This window comes from Xanthomonas hortorum (assembly GCF_011305375.1).
Lineage (GTDB): Bacteria > Pseudomonadota > Gammaproteobacteria > Xanthomonadales > Xanthomonadaceae > Xanthomonas > Xanthomonas hortorum_E.
Window position 1 is genome coordinate 290187 of the sequence record NZ_VCME01000007.1, and the last position, 19300, is coordinate 309486.

Genomic DNA, 19300 nt, shown 5'->3' on the forward strand with positions numbered 1-19300 from the left:
GTCGGACAGCCTTGAACGCTGCAAGGCGCGCACCGGTACTGTCACTTCATCTGATTTTATAAAGGCCCCGCAATGCGAACTCGCGTTACGCCAAGCGCATCATTGGCGAAGAACATAGCTGTTCCAGGGTGGTTATCCGGCAGGTCACCGCAGCTGTCGCACAGAAGCCAGCATGGTTCTTTCGGCATGCCAGCAGATCAGGAACGCTTAGTGCGGTCAGAGGGCCTGTCATTCCGCGCGTCGGACGCTCCAGTCGTGCTATGTACTCCCTCTTGGCAGAGCTGCCTATTGTGTTGCCTCTATAGCTGACCCTGTCGGAGAAGGCGAAAATCGAGGTGTGCACATGCCCCTTAGATTTCCTCGTTCGGTGTTGTACAGCTAAAGCCGCTCTTCCTGCTTTACCAAATCTGTGAGCGTTCCTGCTCGGAGCGCACCATCGCATCGCCGGCCTTGCATGAGAATGCCTTGGCGTACTGCGGCATGTTGGCTGGCCCGGCATTGACGCGCACGACACTGGGTGGGTGGGGGTCGGAATTGAGTGCCTTCACCTGTGCTTCTTCCCGGCGCGCATTGCGATAAAGCCGAGCCCAGTTGACGAAGAATCGTTGTTCGGGCGTATACCCGTCGATAGCGACATCGCGGTCGGGATGTTTCTTCAGGTCCAGCATCAGCGCGTCGTAGGCGATGGTGACCCCGGTGAAGTCGGCGATGCTCTCGCCCAGGACCAACTGCCCGTTGACGTGCAGGTCCGGCCTGTTCTTGAGCGGCACGTAGCTGCTCACCTGCTGCTTGATTCTGTCGGCGCGGGTCTGGAACGCGGCAACATCCGGGGGCAGCCACCAGTTGCGGTTTGCACCGATAGCATCGAACTGTCTACCCTGGTCATCAAAGGCATGACTGATCTCGTGCCCGATCATGCCCCCGATACCGCCATAGTTGAGGCCGTCGTCGGCAGTCGCGCTGAACAACGGCGGCTGCAGGATCACTGCGGGAAAGTAGATGCTGTTTTCGCTAGGGTTGTAGAAGGCGTTCACTGTCTGTGGTGCCACTTCACCCCAACTCATCCGATCGACCGGCTTGCCGATCTTGGCCATGTCGGCGTGATGATTGAACGCAGCAGCGCGCTCGATATTGCCAAGGTAGGCGCTCTCTTCCAGTTGCAAGCCTGACCAATCCCGCCAAGTGTCGGGATACCCGATCTTCGGGATGATATTGGCCAGCTTATCCAGCGCCTTGGCCTTGGTTGGCGGGCTTAGCCAGTCGGCGTGTTCGATCCGAAGCTTCATCGCGGCACGCACATTTTCCACCAGTTCGAGCGCGTGCTGCTTGGAGGCAGGAGAGAACTCCCTGGCCACATAGAGCTGGCCCATTGCCTCTGCGATCGTATCGTTCAATGACTGGATCACCTGCTTCCATCGTGGCGTCTGCACCTGCCGGCCTTCCAACGTCCGTGCATAAAAATTGAAGTGATTCTCGACGAATGGCTTGCTCAGCGCCGGTGCCGCATCATCGATGGCACGGAAGCGCAGATAAGCTCGCCATTGCGACGCTGGCGCGGTTTGCAACAGCTTGTCGAATGTCTTGAAGAACGCGAGCTGGGACAATGCAACGCCTTTCTCTCCAGCCACGCCCTGCGCCGCCATATAGCTGTCCCATGCAAAGTGTGGGGTTAAGGCATTGGCTTGTGCAGTGGTGAGCCAGTGATACATTTTTTTCGGGTCCCGCTGTTCGGAACGTGGCAGCAGTGCCGCCGCCAGACGGATTTCCAGTTGCAGAACCTGCCTTGCCTGCGCTGCGGCCTGGTCGGCTGGTGTGCCAGCCAGTACAAACGACTGCTCGATATACGTAAGGTAGGCCGTGCGAATGCCTGCATACTGCGCATCGACATAATAGTCTTTTGAGGGAAGTGTCATGCCCTCGACCCAGGCTAATCCAACCATTCTCGACACAGTCTGCGCGTCGGGCTGTGCAGTAAACTGGAACAGCACATTGGCGCCATCGGCGTGGCGTTGGGTGATGAAGCGGGCAATGTCGCGCTGATCCTTCAAGGCATCGATTTGAGCGAGCCGGTGCTGTATCGGTGTTGCGCCTAGGCGATCTATGCTCTCGGTGTCCATCCCGGATACATAAAAGGTTCTGACCAGTTGCTCGATCGAACCGGCTGCAGGGCGCGACTGCAGCAACGTCTCGGCAATGTCATGCTGATCGCGATAGCTGGCGTTGTAGACGTCATAGGAGGTGCCGATACCGATCTCGTCATCGGGAATCCCCTTCGCCAGCGTTTTTCCATTGGCAAATGCATTCAGATCCTGGCAGGCGTCGACATGAGTATCAAGCTCACCGATATCCAGCGCCGGCGTAGGCGCAGCTGCTGCGGAAGACTTTGCTGCGGGCGCAGGCGCTTGGTCGCCGGTTTGCTTACAACCGGTCAAGGCAATGAAGATCGCTAGTGCAAGTGTCTTTTTGCTCAGTGGATTCATGGTTGCTGTGGGTGGAGATAATTCCCACAGCTTAGTTGACCCGTTCGAGCAGGTGGGCGTCAGCTGAGCAAAGTTGAGTATTCCCGATCTCCGCTGGACTTACGTGTGCGTGAAAGCGAAGCGTTGGATAAATATAACGCTCCCAACGTCCCGTCACTATGATGGTGGGTGCGCTAGGTGAGAGTGCTCCTCACGCTGCAGTGGGGTCCATGAATGAGTTCATGGCTTACAACAGGAAGGTAATTAAGTCCTACCCGCATTCAGGCATTCATCACGTGCGCAGGCATCAGGAGGACGATTCCCTAGACCTGATCAGCAATACGCTAATCCATGTCAACGGGATGCCGGTACTTACTGCCTTGCAGACGGCCATCCTGGCCAGAGCGCTGGACCTGTAGCCAAAAAGGTTTAATAAAAGGCGGGCGTTACGAGGAAATTTTTTTGTTGGCGTTCATGAGGAATTTTCGTGGATGATGTCCTCGGTGTGCGGTAGCTAATTTACTAAGATTTGAAGGAGGTCGAATAAAAATTAAGGCGTAGCCCTGTCGATTATTTCCACTTAGTTGCACGAAAAGAATAGTTCGGCCAAAGCTAGACAGTATTGAAAGATGGGCCCTGGCTCATAGGAGATTCGGTGTTTCAATCAAATTTATTTTGAAACCATATTACCTATACGAAGCAGGACCCCTGCCTCGCGTCCGGCGCTCCGCACTGCAGTGCCAGCTTAGGATGCACGTAATGATGAAGAGCAAGGTCGAGTTGATCTACTGCATCATGGTCGTGGCCACAGCCGTTATGGCGGGCATCGTCAAATGCACGGTGGCGGCGACTTGCCCTAACTGTAGTGATTTCTTCGATCACTGATCGGTATAACCGACGTTACCTCTCACAAGGCCCGGCTCGTCCGGGCCTTGTGCATTTATGCCCTCAACTATTAGGAATCGACAATGCACTTGCTTGAATCAATGGCCTATGTCGGCCAAAAGCCCTGGCATGGGCTAGGTAATCAGCTCGCTCGACAGCAGCCCATCGAGACATGGAAGGAACAGGCTGGGATGGACTGGAAGATCGAGGAGTCCGAGGTTCGATACATCACTGGCAGCCAGAACCTTGGGGCCATCAATGCGTTTCCTGGGAACAAGGTCCTCTATCGCTCTGACACCAAGGCGCCTCTGGCAGTGGTTTCGAAGCGCTTCCAAGTCGTCCAGCCAGGGGAGATCCTGGAGTTCTACCGGGACCTGACGGCAAACAACGGATTCGAGCTGGAGACGGCTGGCGTCCTGCGTGAGGGACGCAAGTTCTGGGCGCTTGCCAGGACAGGTCAGAGCACCCTGCTTCGCGGGAGGGACAGAGTGGACGGCTATCTTCTCCTGGCCACTGCCTGTGATGGGACGCTGGCCACTACAGCGCAATTCACCTCCATCAGGGTGGTCTGCAACAACACCCTGGCGGTTGCCGTGGGAGACAGTGGTGGCGCCATCAAGGTGCCGCACCGAAGCCACTTCGATTCGGACCTCGTGAAGCGACAGCTCGGCATTACGGTGTCAGCCTGGGGCGGTTTCGTAGATCGAATGAAAACATTGTGCGAATCCCCCGTAGACCCAGACGCTGTCGATGCCCTGCTGCGTCGTGTGTTGACCTACGCCACTCCCAATGCGGTGCAGGTGGTCAACGAACAGGCAGTGGCTAAAGTGCGCGCGCTGTATGAGGGCGATGGGCGAGGATCCAAGCTTGCTTCCAGCCGAGCAACGGCTTGGGGTCTGCTCAATGCCATCACCGAGCATGTTGATCATCATCGACGTGCTCGAAGTGATGACCATCGCCGGGATGCGGCTTGGTTTGGGCAGGGAGCCAAGATCAAGCAGCGCGCGTGGGAGGAAGTGATGGGGATGGTGGCGTGATGCAGGCCGAGACACGCACATGTGCGCCGTCTGATGGCGGGCCTGCACTATCACGGGAAGTCATCCGCACACGGGATGACAAGATCGTCGCGCGCGCCCTACGCATCCTCGAACAGCGTGCCTGCGAATCAGGTCCACGACTAGGTGACGTTTCCAAGTGCGGCGCCTTCTTCCGGCTGCGGTTGGGCGGTGAGATACGGGAGCACTTCGAGGTTGCGTTTCTCGATAACCAGCACCGGCTAATCGGGGTGGAGCGTTTGTTCTCCGGGTCAGTGGAGGGCGCAGAGGTGCATCCGCGCATCGTCGTCCAGCGCGCGTTGGCCTTGAACGCTGCGGCGGTCATCGTCGCTCACAACCACCCGAGTGGCCACACTGAACCTTCGGCAGCCGACCGGGCTGTCACGTTCCAGTTGAAGACCATCTTGCAGTTAGTGGAGATCCGGCTGTTGGACCATTTCGTGGTCACAGCCCAGCAGGCGGTTTCGATGGCTTCCCGGGGATGGGTGTAAGCACAAATGCTCTGGGGATAGACCGGCATAGCGCCCGGCCCATTAGGTCGGGCGCAGAGAAGTTATGGCTCCTCTGAAGGTGCGGCGTCAACGATGCTCTGAGCGAAAGCGTTGCGCTGGGTTGCAGATAATTTCGTCAACGCTTTAAGCACTGTCGCAAGATCCCTTTGCTGTGATTCGCTTTCATTTCCTAGCGATAGGATCGCATCAGCCATTTCCGGCGTGGTCGCGAGCAGATAAGCCGGAGGCACGCCTAGCGCTCGGGCCAGCTCAAAGAGCGACTCCAAGCTGATTGCCATTGATTCGCTCTCATAGCGGCTTATGCGTGCCGAAGCAGTGTCTTTGTCCAGACCCATGCGCACTCCAACTTCTCGCTGGCTTAGACCCCGTAGCTGACGAGCCTGGCGCAAACGCGCAGCCACCACGCTACGCGGCGTGGTTGGAACGACAGTCATTGGATGAATAAAAACGGTGGGCGCATTCCAACAGGATGGCTGAAGGTCTACGCGCAGGGTAGACTCTACGTGTCACGTAAGTTTTGTGCAAGTTCGGCAGGATTGTGGCTACCGGACTAAGAACGCCGGGCGCCTTGCTGTGGAGTTGAACGCCATAGCTCGATGAGTGGGTTAAAGCCTTGAGTTTTCAAGCTGGCAAAGGAGATTGAGGTTGGGAAAGGATTATTACGGAGTTCTCGGCATACGACCGGGTGCTGCGTTGAGAGAGATCGAACTCGCCTACAGGGGCCGACGTAGCCAGTACCACCCGGACCGCTACGCCAACGCAGATGCGGAAACGCTGAACTGGGCGACCTCGAAGATGCAGGAGGTTAATGAGGCTTATGCGGCACTTCGGGATCCTGTCAGCCGTGCGCGAGTGGATGAGGAATGCCGAGATCGCTCAACGCGGCCAACAAGCCATGCAGGTGCCACCAGCGCGCCCGAGCAAGGGCAGTCGTATGCATTGACGCTTTTGCAGGCGCTGGACGGCTTGGCACTGAACGGCGAACCGCTTGAGCGGATCTTCATCGCCCCACGCATCCCTCATAAAAAGCTCGCCGGCGCACTGGAGTCCTACGGGCAAGGACTACAACCAAGGGACGTGGTTGTGCTGATCGACGACACGCTTTTTGGCGGTGCACGGGAAGGTGTCTTGATCACTGAAGCGCAGATCAGATGCAAAGCGGCGTTCCAGCCAGTGGAGGTTCGCCTGCTAGGAGTCCTGTCGGCGATCACGACAGAAGGGAAGTACGTCTACATCAACGGCGAGCGCTTTGCCGATCTGAACATGCCCAACAAAGGTGACTTGACGGTGCTCTTCAAGGCCGTAAGCCGCTATTTGCAACAAGGCCAATGAGCCAACCAACAACAGGGGGAAGAAATGAAGTATCTGATTGGGCTTTACGGAGCCTCGGTGTTAATTGCTGCGATCTGCTTCGCCAATTGGGGGCACTACGCCTACAAGGGATTCGCCTACAACCTCGGTCGCGCGCTGGTCTGGCCAGCAATTGTTTTCCCGGCGTTCGGGGGGCTTTTGAGCGGGTTGATTTGGCTCGTCGTCATCGGCGGCGTGCTGATCCTCGTGCGAAGGAGGGCCTAGTCATGACAGGAAATGCCGCAAAGATTGCGACCGCTCTGGCGGCGCTGCTGATGCTTGGAGCATGCAGCAGCAAGGCGGACAAGGCGCGCAACGAATTCATTGGCAGCTGTGCCAGTAGTGGAGGGGACAAGTCTGTTTGCAAATGCGCTTTCGACAAGCTGCAGGCGCATTACGGGGAAGAAGGGATAGTTGCAATTCAGTCCGAGGGTTCTCCGCCTCCGGACTTCATCGATCAATTGGCCAATGCCGCACAACAGTGCAGGAAGCAATAAGGAAATGAAGATGAAGCAGATTTACCGGTCCGCGATGGTCCTGCTAGCCGCGCTAGCCGTGACGGGATGTGGCAAAGCAGATGAGGTAACGAAAGCTGGCGATATCAACCTGGCTGGCTGTGAGGTTCCGGCGGATACCAAGCGAGCAGAGGCCGAGGTTATCCAGTGCGATGCGGCCAAGGACGTAAAAGCCGAGGCAGAGAAAGCGCCTGCGCAGGAAGCTGTCCAGATCACGCCGGACGCTGATGTCATCAACGCAGCGATCGCCCAGGAGGCGAAGAAGGCCGACGGAGCTACCGAGTACAAGGAAGCGCGGAAGGTAGTCGAAGGCGATCTGGCCGGGGATGGCAAGCCAGAAGTGGTGGCCTTGTACACCCTGGAAGGCGGTGGCGGTGGCAACGGAGGTGGTAGCTACCTAGCGGCTTTCCAGCGCAAGGAATCCGGCCAGTTGCAGTTGGCCGGCACCACGTCAGTTTCTGGCTTCGGAGTTGCTGCTCAGAATGTGAGCGTGGAAGATGGCACGGTGCACGTGAAGTTGCTTGTACAGGGGCCGGATGATCCGGATTGCTGTCCGTCAACGGAAGAGGAGGCCTTGTACGTGTTTCATGGGGGTAAGTGGCTGCAGGTGCAGCCATCGCCTTAATCTGTGCCTCTGTGCCAAGTAGGGGAGCATTCGCTTCCCCTACTTGGCACAGAGGTGCAAAGCTATTTTTTTTGACGTTACAGGCGGCCATCCGACGTGTAGGAGGGACGTGGTACAAGGGCGCGGATGCGACGGAACTCGTCCACACCCAGCACGACAACCTGCCCCTTACGCACCAGCCACTCCACTGCGTCGCTAAACCGCTTCGGTGGCAAGCCAGCTAGCCGTTCAACCTCGTCGAGAAATTTTTCGTCACTTGAGCGCAGTCTGCGTGCACTCCAAACCGACTCCAGGACCAGCCGCGCATCATCGGCAGGGCGGGCCTTGCGGGGTGCGTGAGAGCGGGCTACTGCACGTGGCTTCTGCTTCGACTCCGGACGAGCTGCTTCGACAAACACCATGTAGTGCTGGGTGAGCGACCACTCCATGATCGTCCAGGCACACTCAACCATCTCCTGGCTGATCTCGCCTTCTTCCTCACAGACGATGTGGAAGACAGCAGCCAGGCGCAGCGTGTTCTCCCAGGCGCGGTCAACGGACGGCTTGATGGCATTGTAATGCTTGGGATAGCAATCCTTGATGTCTTCTTTCAGCATGCGCATGCGTACAGCGGCGTCCTTGCTCAGTACTACTACCGTACGAGGTGTCTCCGATGGGTATTGCTGTGCCTGACTAACAAGCTTCTTGAGAACCGCCTGCAGGCGATCGTTGTGGCCGGATCCTCCTGCGCGCGGTGTCATCAGAGGTTGGGGGGCGGGAAAGAGTTCCGGATCGTGGCAGGCAAGGATGAAGCGTGGCCATAAGCCTTGTTCGTATGCTTGCCCAGCGAACTTGAGTAAGCAATTGTAAAAAATGCGAGGCTGAAAACGAAGACCGATGCTCAGGCGCGCGTCGAATGCAGTCTGGAAGATGCGCTTCACGCGGCGCTTGATTGGAGGATCTCCGCTATACAACTGGGTCAGGATGCCTTCGAGCTTGATCATCTGTGGCATAAAGCGCGCGCCTTCTTCGATCTGGATGGAACAACCCTTACCGAAGCCACACAGACGGTCCATGAGCGCCGCGAGACTGATTTCTTCAAGGATCAGATCTTCGTCAGTCTGCGCGGTTTTACCAGCGGCGAGCTCTTGCCTAAGCTTCTCTTTGGTGTCTTCCTTGAAGGCCTTAAAGAACTGGATCATAGACTGGCCTTTACCGATCCCTGAGCGGCCCAGCGCTGCCGTGAAAATCGATGTGGGCATAGTCCGCCCGTCTGGGGCGCTTACATCATGACGAAGGTGCACGGCTGAGCACGCAGCGCCGATCGCATCGGTGAGCAGGATCTCAGCTGGTGCCTCGGTGATGCGGCCCACCTCGCAGGCGGCGTTGTAAAGCAGGTCTGGAAGCGCATCGATGGGGCAGGCGGGGCGAAAACTGTAGAACATGTTAGTTATCCGAGATCAGTAGGGGAGAGAGAACGGTTTACGATTCGAGCCAGGCCGGATAGCGGCTACGCGTACCCCCGAGCGCTCGTTTCACCTCGCGGAGGCTGTCTGACTCCTTGCGTTTTGGACCGCGCTGGGAGCCGTTGGGAATGCGGGGTTTGCTGCGACGGAAGTCTTGCTGCTTGCCACTCGTGGCGCGCAAAACGCAGTCGCGCTTAGTCATGTAGTGGAGGGCGGCGCGAATGCCAATGAGCTTCTCGATGTCGTTGAGATGTACGATGCCCAAGCCGTTGAATTTGTGCTCGTGACGACGGGTGTAACAATTGAAATAGCTGGCGCGGTGGTTCCCGACCAGCTTCATCCATGCCTCACCAATTGCTTTACTGTAATAGCAGGCACTCTCGTAGCTATTGGCATTCATGAAAATCATCCAGTGCCAGTGCATTCCCCGTTTAATTCCGTTTTCCCGCTTGATGATCGCTCCGAGATAGCCCGGAACAATGTTCCCGTCGCGCAATTTACGAAGAAGCTTGACCGCATGAGCATCTGCCTCGTCCCCAAGACCCCAAGCGCGTGAGTCTGGACGCAAATAACAGTCGACACGTAGAACAAGTAGACGGGTATGCCGGGAGAAAAGCAGATAGATGAAATTACTTCCGCTGCGGAAGTTCGCATTGGACTGCCGGATATAATCATTCCAAGCATTTTCGAACTTCCGGGACGCACTAACGCGACGTACGAAGGCAACGATGCGATTAATTGCATCCAGGGCTGCCTTGTCATAGTCATCAACAGGCTCGAAGCTACCGCTGTTCGGTAAAAAGGCGGTATCCGCAGCCCAGCGCTTCATGGCGCGGAGCATGACTGTGATCATCGGACTGAAAAGATGGTCTGCATAATCGCGTACCCAATCCGGGTTGTCATCCCCTTGTTTGAGGAATTGAACGCAGTTGGCACGAAGGGTCCGTCCCAAGCTAGTCAGCTTATAAACTGCTGGCAGCCGTGTCGTACGCCGAGCGGCTGGAACAAAAGGTGGGGCATCGGAATCAGTAATTTTGTCGAAGAGTTTAGCCAGCAGCTTCAGCAGGACGCTGAGTTCACGTTCCTTGAATGCCCCATTCAAGTCGAGCGCTCGGGGGGACTGGAGAAGTCCACTGTCAGACATGTAGTCGTGCTGGATCTCCTGTTCCCGGAGGAGCTTGATGGATAGAGAAGAAGTAGAAAGGGCTACAGTTGCTTTCTGAATGTTTGGCATAATATTTCATTGCGGCCACAGCTATCCGCTAGGTCGCAATGCCTTGTGTTTGTGATGTCAGTAGTTAATTCCGAATACGGAATATAAAAGTTAGATAGTGTTGCCGTTGATAAGCGTGCACTTGATCATGCTGCTGCAGAGAGTATTGCCATTGCGCGCGGTATCTACTTGTGCGCTACATGCTTATTGCTAATTAGATATATATCCTTAATTCAATTAAAGCGCATATCCTTAGGCGCTAGCCCTGATGAAAACTGAAATGGGTAGGAATACCCTCTTTACGTTTAATCGGGCTTCGTCGAATTAGCGTTCGGCGCTAGTTGGCACGAGCACGATCTTCTACCCAAGCATGCACTTCACTCGCTAGCCAGCGGACTGCACGAATGCCCATCGCGCGCTGCTTGGGGAACAGGCCAGCGGCGATGTAGTTATAGATGGACGAGCGGCTGAGACCGGTGATCCGAGTTACGTCACGGAGACGCAGGTAGTAGTCAGTAGTGTAAGTGCGCATTGGATTGCCTTGGTTGCGCCACACGCTGTGGCGGACAAGAACCGTGCACCAATCTGAGTCGACGATCAAACTTGCCAAGGGAATTTCAAAGTTGCCAAATCCCCTAGAGGCGCATGAGCGGCGCTACCTATGGGCGTCAGGGCTCGGTGTGAGGCCGCCATGCCGGCCGAGTGGGCGCGCAGCTACGGGTTAATTCGACAATGTCCAGTGCCGTCTCATCGATGGCCCTCATTAGCAAGACGACTTGCAAGCGAACTCTGCGGCGCTACTATTGAGGGGGCTTAGGGTTACGAGGACGCCATGGCAGCTGACGAGCATCAAACAGTCGTAGAACATGAATCCGAATCAAGTGATGGTTCTGAATCAAATAGAGCAAAAGCTGAGATAAGGGTAAGTGGCGTTTTGCTTTATGGAACGTTGGATAAAAAGCTCGCACAGATACGCGGTGATGTGGATCCATTGGACTTCATCCGGAAAAGGGAGATTCCGCTTTATGTCAGGATAGACAATTCTTTAAACGTCGCGTTGGTTGATCACGGGGTCCGGGGGGTGAATCCGGAATTCAATGAAGGCGTTAGTTTTTTTAGACTTAGTCGTGGGTCAATTGACGACCTGCAAAGGGCGGATGGTGCAACCACCTGCAGGGTATTTGAATGTGGTGGGTTGATAGATATCCCTTCAACCAAAAATTCTGATGCTGGTTATGAGCGCATTAGCTTTCATAAGGCTTACGCTATAGATCAGCTTGATAAGCGCAAGGCGGAAAGCAGGGCTTTTCTTTACGCGCCGAAATGGCGCGAACTAGCACTCAGTCTTATGATCGATATGGGTAATATTTATATCGAAATTCGAGATGCCGACGCGTTACAGAAAAGTTTTTATCCGTATATGCGTGAATTCCCTCCTGCGTTGGAGGATGTGCCTAATGCCATTCGCCTCCTATATACAGCTTCTTACAGAATTCGTGAGGCCAAAGAAGATCCGAAGGTGGTATTACCACAGCTTCGGATTTTGGCGCCAAAAGCTTTCCGCGGTAAAGCATTAGACGAAGCAGACAGGATAATTTATAGCGACCGTAGAGGAGTTGCTGACCCTATTAATAATTTCAAAGAGAATAAAAAAATAGATTTGAAATACTTGAGTGCGTTGATTTTGAATGATGAGGCCGAAAGCTTTCTCGCTCAGAAGTTTTTGACTAGAGAGTTGAGGGCTGTGATTCTCTTGGCGTCTTGGTGGGCTAATTATTCCGAGTCCGCTGATTTCGATTTGGTCAGGATGTTAGAGCTCCATCTTGAAACGGTTGGCTTCGATAAACCAACGGTGGTTTTTAATATAATTAAGATGATTGTTGGTGATACTGAATGGAAAGGAGAGCGTGTGAAGGCGTTGCTTAAGAGAAGTGATCAAATTTCCAGGGAAAAATTTCCATTTTCGTAGTTTGTGATGCAAGGGGAAAAGGTTGGATGTGCAAGTTGGTGTGCAGCAAATTGGTTTAAGGTCCCACGGTGTCAGAGGTTTGCCAGCTACTACCGGATGTATCGAAGAGGGGCAGGGCGCCTGGGGCTTGAGACGGGTTGTTGCTATCCGGCCACCGCTTGTCACGCGCAGGTAAACCGCGTGACGGAGCAGTCCGCCATCGTCGCCTTTGCGGATGACTAGATAGCGCCTGCCGTCGCCAGCGCACGGATTGGCAGAAGCGTATGAGACCAAAAGGCGTTGCCAGCTGCCTCCAAGCATGGCTACAGCGCCGTGTTGGCTTAGGTAGCGCTGACACTAACGCACTGATGTCGCGCATCCGCGCGTTCTTCGAAGCACATGGCGAAAGCCGCCCTGAGCGATTCCGCGCAGCGGACGGTCTTCCCGTACAAGCACGCGCCGGCTTCCGTCGCTTCGATGAGGTTAGCGTCACCGAATACATGGTGCTGCCCGAGGCCTTCCGTCGTGAGTTGCGTGCCGGCCATGACGCGCGGCAAGCCGCGCGTGAATTGATAGCTGCGGGCTGGATCAAGCCCGCAGCCGATGGCAAGCCCTCACAGGTCGTGCGTGTGCCCGGTATGGGCGCCGTTCGCCTATACATCTTCGACTCGCGCAAGGTGCATGACGGCTCGTTGTGAGCTGCCTGCAGTGCGTGTCATCACCTTGGCCGTCGGCGTGCGTGAGCGCATACGGGCGCCAAACAACTGGAGTAGTGCCAAATGAGTAATAGCGAAAAAACCATCCCCAACACGAGCGGCGCTTCGGAAGAAGCTGCGATGTTGGCCGCCAAATCATGCCCCGTGCGCGTGGCAGACGAAGCCGCAGCACAGACACTCGATGAGGCGCTGGCGCGGAAGAAGGCGCTCACCGAGCGCGTGGCGACGATGACGCGTGCACGAGAGGCGGCGCAGGCAGAGGCCGACGCCGCGCGTCAGCAATGGAGTGGGCTGCTGCGTGAGGCTGATGGCACGCTGACCCGTAACATCCAAAAGCTGCGAGCGGCCGAGACCTCGGCGCTGGCGCTGGTCGAGGAATACGCCGCTATGCGTCTGGAGATCGGAACGCAGATCACAGTGATGGAGGTAACCGTCGCCGAGCTTGCCGAGGTGATCGAACTGTCGTCACGTGAAGCATTCACCGCAATGGTGGAAAACGTAGGCAATGAGGTGGCGCGAGCATTCGTGCTATACAAGCGCGCGGCTACTGTCACATCTGGCGGTGCGATGGCTAGCGACAAAGAGGTTCGAGCAGCATTCCTGGAACAGCTGGGCCGGCAGGTAGACAAGCGCGTGGCCACTGTTACAGACACGTTAGCTCAATGCGGTGATGTCAAGGCATTGGAGCTCGCTAGCGTTGATATGGGCCTAGTGTCCAGCCCAATTCGTCGTGCGCAATTGCTGCAAGTCTGCACAACCGTTAAGCACAGGATCCCTGGCACGCTTGGTAGGGGCTTGGCGAAAACGTTCCTTGCCCCATGGCTGTCAACCCGGATATATGTGAACATCAGGCCTCTGGGAAGAGTATGGCTTGGTAGATGGATCCGCAGAAGCAGAAAGAGGAGTTCCAGTACGCCTACGTTTGCGCGCTCGCGGCGCAGGCTGGGCTAAATAGGGGCGATTTTCGAGTTGACGACGACAGCATCGACATCACCTTTCAAACGAAAGGTGACTTCGGTCCGGGCAGGATGCGAAGCCCAATGATTCAAGTCCAGTTAAAATGCTCTTCTCAGGAATTGATAATAGATGATGTAATTAAGTTCCCGTTGAAGATAAAAAACTACAATGACCTCCGTGGCGATGATGTGGTGGTACCGCGTTATCTCGCTGTATTGCTAGTGCCTGATGATTTTCAAGAGTGGATAAAAAATAATGACGATCACATCGTATTATTCAAGTCTTGCCATTGGATTTCGCTACGAGACCATGCTCCGACCGTCAACCAGACATCCGTCACCGTGGATATACCACTGGTGCAGCGTCTAACTAGCACGGCGCTCTGGCAGATGATGGACCGTGCAAGCATGGGGGAGTCGTTGTGATTGAAAACGACAGTCGTGCTCGGACGGACATGCCCGTATCCATCGAGCAGATACATGCTTATCTACAGTCGAGGCAGTGGTTCGAAGACGGTAAGATTCGGAGTGTAGCGACAATATGGCATAGGCGTAATGACCTAGACGCCGAAGTGGTTCTCCCGTTTCCGTATGTTAAAGATCTTAAGCAGCGACTACGCGATGCACTGACGGCCATTGCATCATTTGAAAAGCGTCCTGTTTTCGATGTGATTAGTGACGTCAAGCGCCTCATCTCTAATGTCATCACCATTAGGGTTGTTCATGCGGACACGCAGGACGGGACTATCCCAATTAACGATGGTGTGTTGCTTATATCAAAAGCTAAAGATTTGCTGGCCGCCGCTGCGCAGGCCGTGTACGCCAATCGTCGGCATTTCTCCGGACCCACCTCTAAAGATGCTCGCGGCTACCTGGACTCTCTCCTTCTCGGGCAGACAGAGATTGGAAGCTACGTAGTCAATGTGATTGCGCCTAATCAGGAGAACTTCCCGCTCGATCAGTCTGACGCCGCTATTCCAATTGCGGACTCTGTTGGTTTGGGTCAGGCCATCACATCCAAGCTCGTAGCTGGGTTAGACGCACTTTCGACAGCGAGCATGAGATACGAAGACGTAGGCGAGATTAAGGTGTTCGACGCAGCAGTTTCATCAGGTGCAAGTGCAAATCTTTGTGATGCTTTGCTCGGTTTTAGTGGGGAAAAAAACAATCGAGCTTTTGAGGTAATTGTCACGGCATCATCTGGCCCGATGTTTGAAAGCGAACCCCGTAAATTCAATTTTGAAGAGCGGCAAGTGCAAATTCTGAAGAGGGCATCGGAATACTACAAAGATGACTACGTCTTACAAGATAGAATATTGACAGGTCATATCACAAAACTGGTTCGTCAAAAAGGCGAAACTGAGGGGGTCATAACCTTGGATGCTAATGTCAGCGATATGGATCGCAAGATCCGTGTCTCACTGATGGGTGATGATTACCATTTGGCGGTTATTGCTCATGACCAAGGGCAAATGGTTAAGGTTCAAGGGGACGTGCACATAAAGGCGAGGAGTGCAGAGCTTTTAATGCCAAAAAACTTTGTTGTAATTTGGATGGAAGATCTTCTTTGATATTCGCGTTGGCCTGTGAGCCAGTGGGGACTCAGTTAGTTTTCGATAGTTTGGCAAAAGAGGTAAGGCTACTCTAGGATCTGAAAAAAGTTAAAGTGCGCGAGTTAGAGCTAATTACGATATTCGCGGCCCGCTCCTGCTTGGATCATCCTGGGTATGGTCGCGTGCCTGTGCGAGCTCTTGCAGTCGTGTTTGATCTTGCGTATCGCGTGCTTGGTTCGCCGCCAGATACTGTTGTTCGGGAGCAACTGCCAGTGCCTCGCTGGTCGGTATATGCGCGCGGTTGGCATACGGATCTGGGGACGCGCCTGGGCCTGAGCGCATCACGAACATCGTCACCCCGCCTGGTAGCTTGTCGGTCGGTACGTTCAGTGCGACGTCGACCTTGTCACCGGGCTTGAACCCCGCCTCAACTGCCATTTTGTACGCGCTCGCAACCATGCGATCGCTGCGCTCATCCCACGGTTTGTTGGCGCTTTCGTCGAGCCTTGCGATGGATGAGCGTAGTTGCTCCACCAGCGCAGCGTCTTGAGGCTTTGGGCCAACGGCGCTCTGACGATTCACAGATAGCTGCTCGTCTTCCCGAGGATCGTGCGATGCAACAGAGCGCGCACCCATCTGCATTCCCGGTGCGGCGATCTGTGCTGTGGTCGCGCCCGTGGCCGCTGTACGCTCCTGCGCATGATCGTCGTCCAGCGAGGACGACCTTCCTGGCGCTGTCTGCGACGACGGCGCGCTGGATGACGGGGTTTGCGAGGAAGGTGCTGCAGGCTGCTGCGTCTGAGGCGACTGCGCAGGGGGATTGGCTTGGGGTGCGTTGGCAGGCACAGCCTGCTGCCGTTCTGCCTGCGATATCTCTGCTGCCGTCGTGGTCGCCCTGATCTCCATGCGGTCGTCGTTCTGGCCAACCACCGTGGCAATTGAGCCATCTTCCTGCAGCTGCAGGAAAAAGGGCATCTGCTTGCCCGTATCGCGTGCATGGTCTTGTGCAACTGCCGCCGTGGCTGCATCGATCTGCGCGTCAGTGCGCGTAATGCCAGCGCGGGCGTACATCCCGGCCACCTGGCTGTGCAAGTCACTCTGCGTCGGTGTGGGATTGCTGCGGGCGACCTCCGCCATCGACGCCATGTCTTGAAGCCCGGCCTGCTGGCTCTGCCACGTGCGGTTCAATTCCTCGCGCGTGTTGCCGGTAGCCGCATTGGTGCCATAGAGCGTGCCGGGCGTGGTCCATTCGCCGTTGGCGTCGCGGGTGTAGGAATGACCGTCGGAAGCCTGTAACGGCTGCGGTTGCGTGCGTGCGTTCGTGATGGCCTGGGGCACCGGTTCGCGATTGGCGAACTCATTCCAGCCGAACTGGTTGTAGGCAATCTGGTAGCGGGCCGCTGTTGCTTCCGGAGTGTTGGCGGCGTTCTGCGCAATGATCGTCTGCGACTGGCTCTCCAGTGCGGTCTCACGCTCGGTGCTGATCGGTGCATTGCGTGTGACTGGTATCTTGCCGTCAATATTTTCCCTGATTTCAAGCTGCCACTTCCCGGTCTGTGCATCGCGCACATAGTCGCGGCCCGTTTCAAACGGTTCACGAGGCGGATGCGTTTCGTTCTTGGCATCCAGGCGGTATGGGTTCTGGGGCTTTGGTGAATTTGCCAGTCCGAGTGAATACGAGTCGTTAGCCGCGCGATAGTTCAGTTCATCGGCAAGGCGGCCAGCGGCAACCAGGCGCGTCTCCTGATAGCCGCCGCTCGGCAATGGAGCGCTTACCGTACGCGTCCACGTGCCTTGTGGATCCTCTGGGTTGCGCGTCCACTCGTTGCCACTGCGGTCTGGCTGTGTATAGATCCGGTCGATGTCCTGTTTCTCAGCCCAGCGTTCCCCAAGGTAGCCGCCGACCAGGCCGCCGGCCAAACCGGTCGCGAGCGCGCCTGGCCCGGTCCATGAGCCGGTGGCGGCGCCGTAGCCGGCACCAAGCAGGAAGCCGCCAGCGATGCCGCCTGCATTGCGGCCGACGAAGTGTGTGGCCGTCGAGGCGGCGCCGGTGTCGTTGCCTTGCGTACTTAGCTGGATAACGCGGTGGCCGGTAACAGTGAAGTCGTAGGCCATGAGCGCTACGCCAGCCGCACCCGCGATACGAGCACCAGAAAGCCCACGTGCTCCGGCAGCCTCCGCTGCAAGACCTTCGCCTGTAACGATGCTGCCTTCGCCTGGGACGCCGGGAATCCGAGGTACGGCCGCTGGTCGCGCAAGAACCGGAGGCATTTCTTGAGGAAAGGTGAGGCGCAGACGCGCTTCCATCGGTTCGGTGATTGGCAGGCGGCCGGCTTGGTTTGCTTCAGCAACTGCTGTGCCAAGTGACTGCCGGCCACCCCATCTATCACTAAGGGTGGATGATCCTGGCTGATCGATCGCTTCTAAGGCCAGTTGGACATTGCCTTCAGACCGCGTTACGCCGGCCCAGCGCGCCTCTGCTGCGGCCATCTTTCCTACATCGGCAATCTGGCCGGCATGGCTTTGCTGGTAAGCGGCGAGATCACCATGAAAAGCTCGGATTTTTGCGTTCGCCTGCTGGGGCGTCATGCCCTGCGGCGTATTGCTCACGAGATCGCCGTTGACCAGGCCCACCTTGAGCGTGTCGGTCAGACCATTGACTCTAGCCGCGATGCGCTGCGCGGCCGCCTGATTGCCGCGTAGCGTTGCTTGTCCGTCGGGGGACAGTTCCAATCTTTCAAGCCGATTCGCAAGTTCCTCTGAATACGCCCCAAGCGGTCCACCGGGGTGCGGCGACAGTCCCATCTTGGCCGCCAGCGCCTGGTCGGCCGGAAGATTGAGGATGTTGCGTGGACCATGCAAATCGAACAGGCCGCTTTTGGAAAGCGACTGCAGCAATCGGCTCTCACTGAAAGCCGCTTGTTCAATGACATGGTGTCCTTGGAAAGCCGGTGTGTCAGCCATCGGTGCAACTCCCGCTCAGAAATCCGTATCGAGGGTTTGACGCGTTAGAGGTCTGCGGCGTCTCGCAGCGAAGGGCCGCTAAGTTGGGCTGCGCTCAAGGCGTCGAACAGAACGCGGTCACAAATGGCCTCGGTTCCTAGGCGTAACTGACGGAAGATGTGGGCGTTACCAACGACTTCCCGATTGAATACAAGGCTTGCGCCGCCGGATACGCTGTAGAAGTTGAGGTCTTCTCCGGTCTCGTAATCGTGTTCGATCTCGATCTGGACCCGCGATTCGTTCTCATCAAGCGCATCAAGCCAACGCGTCACGTTGCAGAGGTAGTACTGAGGACCCTGCGTGCCGTCGGCAAGGGTGAAGTCGCAAGCCGCAAAGGCGAAGCCTTCCGGATCGACGGCGTCGAACACCTGCTTCAATGCTTCTGAAACGATCCAGATGCCCGCCAGCTTCTCGAAATCACGCGGCATCTCTTGCTGTCCCGGCACCTGTACTAGGTGTGGCCTCACCGGATACTGGCTTGGATCACCATTGGGAGGATCCATGGTGTTCATGCCAGGGGGCAGAAGCAGTTCTTCGTTGGCAATCTTCAAGCCAGCGCTCTGACCATTGCCCCGGAAGCTTGGCCGGAGGACAAAAAACTCTCCCAGGTGGGAGTCGCTCGCGACGGTGACGGGGATTGCTGCTTGGTCGGTCATGGTGATTTCCATCGTGGACGGTTGCGCCGCAGATCGCAGCTGATTCCTTTGATCTTAGGGATTCTATGGCAACGGGCGGCCTTTCTGTAAAGCAGGTGACAAGTATGTCCCTAGGAGCATTCTCATCTCGTGTAGTCTGTTCTGATGCACTGCCTGATACGAGGTGGCTAAGGAGGGGTAACGAGCTCATGTGCAGGTCGAGTTAAATTAAGGTTTTATGGGTGTCTAATTCAAATTTATCGATAAATTAATTTGATTAATGACGCACAGCTATGCTGCGTTATTTTTGATTTTTTATAACGAACAATCTTCGATTGTTGGTTGTAAATTTAAGTCTTCGCCTTTCCTTTCTGTGGTATAATTTGGGAGTAAAAAAATATAATTCAATCCGCGAGTTATAACAGATGAA

Annotated in this window: 20 protein-coding genes; 13 read left to right on the plus strand and 7 right to left on the minus strand. The window is 55.9% G+C overall.

Translation table 11 applies throughout. From position 1 onward, the window contains the following. Positions 1-398 precede the first annotated feature (398 nt). Complete coding sequence (locus FFY45_RS09055; RefSeq protein ID WP_176340175.1) at positions 399-2480, minus strand: M13 family metallopeptidase; 2082 nt, start codon at positions 2478-2480, stop codon at positions 399-401. 161 nt (positions 2481-2641) lie between these two features. On the opposite strand from FFY45_RS09055, the gene FFY45_RS09060 reads away from it, so the two are divergent. From FFY45_RS09060 to FFY45_RS09070, 4 genes are all read left to right on the plus strand, one after another. Then, positions 2642-2878, plus strand: a complete 237-nt coding sequence (locus FFY45_RS09060; protein ID WP_439333522.1) for a DUF6988 family protein — start codon at positions 2642-2644, stop codon at positions 2876-2878. A gap of 340 nt (positions 2879-3218) precedes the next feature. After that, the gene (locus FFY45_RS22125; RefSeq protein ID WP_255171906.1) at positions 3219-3344 is read left to right on the plus strand and encodes a hypothetical protein; all 126 of its coding nucleotides are present in this window, start codon (positions 3219-3221) and stop codon (positions 3342-3344) included. Between the two features lie 83 nt (positions 3345-3427). After that, positions 3428-4381: a DUF932 domain-containing protein gene (locus FFY45_RS09065; protein WP_176340177.1), complete on the plus strand. Its 954-nt coding sequence runs from the start codon at positions 3428-3430 to the stop codon at positions 4379-4381. After that, positions 4381-4890, plus strand: a complete 510-nt coding sequence (locus tag FFY45_RS09070) for a JAB domain-containing protein (RefSeq protein ID WP_176340251.1) — start codon at positions 4381-4383, stop codon at positions 4888-4890. Before FFY45_RS09065 ends, FFY45_RS09070 begins: the two co-directional genes overlap by 1 nt. A gap of 62 nt (positions 4891-4952) precedes the next feature. Here FFY45_RS09070 and FFY45_RS09075 read toward each other — a convergent pair whose 3' ends face one another. Beyond that, a complete protein-coding gene (locus tag FFY45_RS09075) occupies positions 4953-5345 on the minus strand; it encodes a helix-turn-helix domain-containing protein (RefSeq protein ID WP_176340178.1) in 393 nt (130 codons plus the stop codon). A gap of 211 nt (positions 5346-5556) precedes the next feature. Here FFY45_RS09075 and FFY45_RS09080 point away from each other — a divergent pair, with 211 nt between their 5' ends. Genes FFY45_RS09080 through FFY45_RS09095 form a run of 4 tightly spaced genes read left to right on the plus strand, consistent with a single transcriptional unit; the run spans position 5557 to position 7401 of the window. Then, complete coding sequence (locus tag FFY45_RS09080; RefSeq protein WP_176340179.1) at positions 5557-6243, plus strand: J domain-containing protein; 687 nt, start codon at positions 5557-5559, stop codon at positions 6241-6243. Positions 6244-6267: 24 nt separating this feature from the next. Beyond that, positions 6268-6486 carry a hypothetical protein gene (locus FFY45_RS09085; RefSeq protein ID WP_176340180.1) on the plus strand — a complete coding sequence of 73 codons (219 nt, stop codon included), beginning with the start codon at positions 6268-6270 and terminating at the stop codon, positions 6484-6486. Positions 6487-6488: 2 nt separating this feature from the next. Then, a complete protein-coding gene (locus tag FFY45_RS09090; RefSeq protein ID WP_176340181.1) occupies positions 6489-6758 on the plus strand; it encodes a hypothetical protein in 270 nt (89 codons plus the stop codon). 10 nt (positions 6759-6768) lie between these two features. Further along, positions 6769-7401, plus strand: a complete 633-nt coding sequence (locus tag FFY45_RS09095) for a hypothetical protein (protein ID WP_255171907.1) — start codon at positions 6769-6771, stop codon at positions 7399-7401. Between the two features lie 77 nt (positions 7402-7478). On the opposite strand, the gene FFY45_RS09100 is transcribed toward FFY45_RS09095, so the two are convergent. The 3 genes from FFY45_RS09100 to FFY45_RS22365 all read right to left on the minus strand — a co-directional run bounded on the left by FFY45_RS09100 (position 7479) and on the right by FFY45_RS22365 (position 10591). Beyond that, positions 7479-8825 carry a DUF3987 domain-containing protein gene (locus FFY45_RS09100; RefSeq protein WP_176340183.1) on the minus strand — a complete coding sequence of 449 codons (1347 nt, stop codon included), beginning with the start codon at positions 8823-8825 and terminating at the stop codon, positions 7479-7481. A gap of 37 nt (positions 8826-8862) precedes the next feature. Then, complete coding sequence (locus FFY45_RS09105; protein WP_176340184.1) at positions 8863-10080, minus strand: inovirus-type Gp2 protein; 1218 nt, start codon at positions 10078-10080, stop codon at positions 8863-8865. A gap of 316 nt (positions 10081-10396) precedes the next feature. Further along, on the minus strand, positions 10397-10591 hold the full coding sequence (locus FFY45_RS22365; RefSeq protein WP_176340252.1) for a helix-turn-helix transcriptional regulator: 195 nt from the start codon (positions 10589-10591) through the stop codon (positions 10397-10399). Positions 10592-10891: 300 nt separating this feature from the next. On the opposite strand from FFY45_RS22365, the gene FFY45_RS09115 reads away from it, so the two are divergent. The 5 genes from FFY45_RS09115 (at position 10892) to FFY45_RS09135 (ending at position 15250) form a co-directional block, all read left to right on the plus strand. After that, entirely contained in the window at positions 10892-12028 is a 1137-nt protein-coding gene (locus FFY45_RS09115; protein WP_176340185.1) for a hypothetical protein, read from the plus strand. Positions 12029-12375: 347 nt separating this feature from the next. Continuing rightward, on the plus strand, positions 12376-12705 hold the full coding sequence (locus tag FFY45_RS22130) for a hypothetical protein (RefSeq protein ID WP_255171908.1): 330 nt from the start codon (positions 12376-12378) through the stop codon (positions 12703-12705). Between the two features lie 81 nt (positions 12706-12786). After that, positions 12787-13674, plus strand: a complete 888-nt coding sequence (locus FFY45_RS09125; protein WP_306432056.1) for a hypothetical protein — start codon at positions 12787-12789, stop codon at positions 13672-13674. Continuing rightward, complete coding sequence (locus FFY45_RS09130) at positions 13602-14105, plus strand: DUF4365 domain-containing protein (RefSeq protein WP_176340186.1); 504 nt, start codon at positions 13602-13604, stop codon at positions 14103-14105. Before FFY45_RS09125 ends, FFY45_RS09130 begins: the two co-directional genes overlap by 73 nt. A 29-nt stretch (positions 14106-14134) precedes the next feature. Beyond that, positions 14135-15250 carry a hypothetical protein gene (locus tag FFY45_RS09135; RefSeq protein ID WP_217902504.1) on the plus strand — a complete coding sequence of 372 codons (1116 nt, stop codon included), beginning with the start codon at positions 14135-14137 and terminating at the stop codon, positions 15248-15250. A 114-nt stretch (positions 15251-15364) separates the two neighbouring features. On the opposite strand, the gene FFY45_RS09140 is transcribed toward FFY45_RS09135, so the two are convergent. Both FFY45_RS09140 and FFY45_RS09145 read right to left on the minus strand, forming a co-directional pair. After that, positions 15365-18196, minus strand: a complete 2832-nt coding sequence (locus tag FFY45_RS09140) for an XVIPCD domain-containing protein (protein ID WP_176340188.1) — start codon at positions 18194-18196, stop codon at positions 15365-15367. Between the two features lie 44 nt (positions 18197-18240). Further along, entirely contained in the window at positions 18241-18903 is a 663-nt protein-coding gene (locus FFY45_RS09145; protein WP_176340189.1) for an imm11 family protein, read from the minus strand. Between the last annotated feature and the right edge of the window lie 397 nt (positions 18904-19300).

Coding starts and splice junctions, on each gene's coding strand:
- FFY45_RS09055 (WP_176340175.1), bottom strand. CDS start 2,480: ATGAATCCACTGAGCAAAAAGACACTTGCACTAGCGATCTTCATTGCC.
- FFY45_RS09060 (WP_439333522.1), top strand. CDS start 2,642: ATGGTGGGTGCGCTAGGTGAGAGTGCTCCTCACGCTGCAGTGGGGTCC.
- FFY45_RS22125 (WP_255171906.1), top strand. CDS start 3,219: ATGATGAAGAGCAAGGTCGAGTTGATCTACTGCATCATGGTCGTGGCC.
- FFY45_RS09065 (WP_176340177.1), top strand. CDS start 3,428: ATGCACTTGCTTGAATCAATGGCCTATGTCGGCCAAAAGCCCTGGCAT.
- FFY45_RS09070 (WP_176340251.1), top strand. CDS start 4,381: ATGCAGGCCGAGACACGCACATGTGCGCCGTCTGATGGCGGGCCTGCA.
- FFY45_RS09075 (WP_176340178.1), bottom strand. CDS start 5,345: ATGACTGTCGTTCCAACCACGCCGCGTAGCGTGGTGGCTGCGCGTTTG.
- FFY45_RS09085 (WP_176340180.1), top strand. CDS start 6,268: ATGAAGTATCTGATTGGGCTTTACGGAGCCTCGGTGTTAATTGCTGCG.
- FFY45_RS09090 (WP_176340181.1), top strand. CDS start 6,489: ATGACAGGAAATGCCGCAAAGATTGCGACCGCTCTGGCGGCGCTGCTG.
- FFY45_RS09095 (WP_255171907.1), top strand. CDS start 6,769: ATGAAGCAGATTTACCGGTCCGCGATGGTCCTGCTAGCCGCGCTAGCC.
- FFY45_RS09100 (WP_176340183.1), bottom strand. CDS start 8,825: ATGTTCTACAGTTTTCGCCCCGCCTGCCCCATCGATGCGCTTCCAGAC.
- FFY45_RS09105 (WP_176340184.1), bottom strand. CDS start 10,080: ATGCCAAACATTCAGAAAGCAACTGTAGCCCTTTCTACTTCTTCTCTA.
- FFY45_RS22365 (WP_176340252.1), bottom strand. CDS start 10,591: ATGCGCACTTACACTACTGACTACTACCTGCGTCTCCGTGACGTAACT.
- FFY45_RS09115 (WP_176340185.1), top strand. CDS start 10,892: ATGGCAGCTGACGAGCATCAAACAGTCGTAGAACATGAATCCGAATCA.
- FFY45_RS22130 (WP_255171908.1), top strand. CDS start 12,376: ATGTCGCGCATCCGCGCGTTCTTCGAAGCACATGGCGAAAGCCGCCCT.
- FFY45_RS09125 (WP_306432056.1), top strand. CDS start 12,787: ATGAGTAATAGCGAAAAAACCATCCCCAACACGAGCGGCGCTTCGGAA.
- FFY45_RS09130 (WP_176340186.1), top strand. CDS start 13,602: ATGGATCCGCAGAAGCAGAAAGAGGAGTTCCAGTACGCCTACGTTTGC.
- FFY45_RS09135 (WP_217902504.1), top strand. CDS start 14,135: ATGCCCGTATCCATCGAGCAGATACATGCTTATCTACAGTCGAGGCAG.
- FFY45_RS09140 (WP_176340188.1), bottom strand. CDS start 18,196: ATGGCTGACACACCGGCTTTCCAAGGACACCATGTCATTGAACAAGCG.
- FFY45_RS09145 (WP_176340189.1), bottom strand. CDS start 18,903: ATGGAAATCACCATGACCGACCAAGCAGCAATCCCCGTCACCGTCGCG.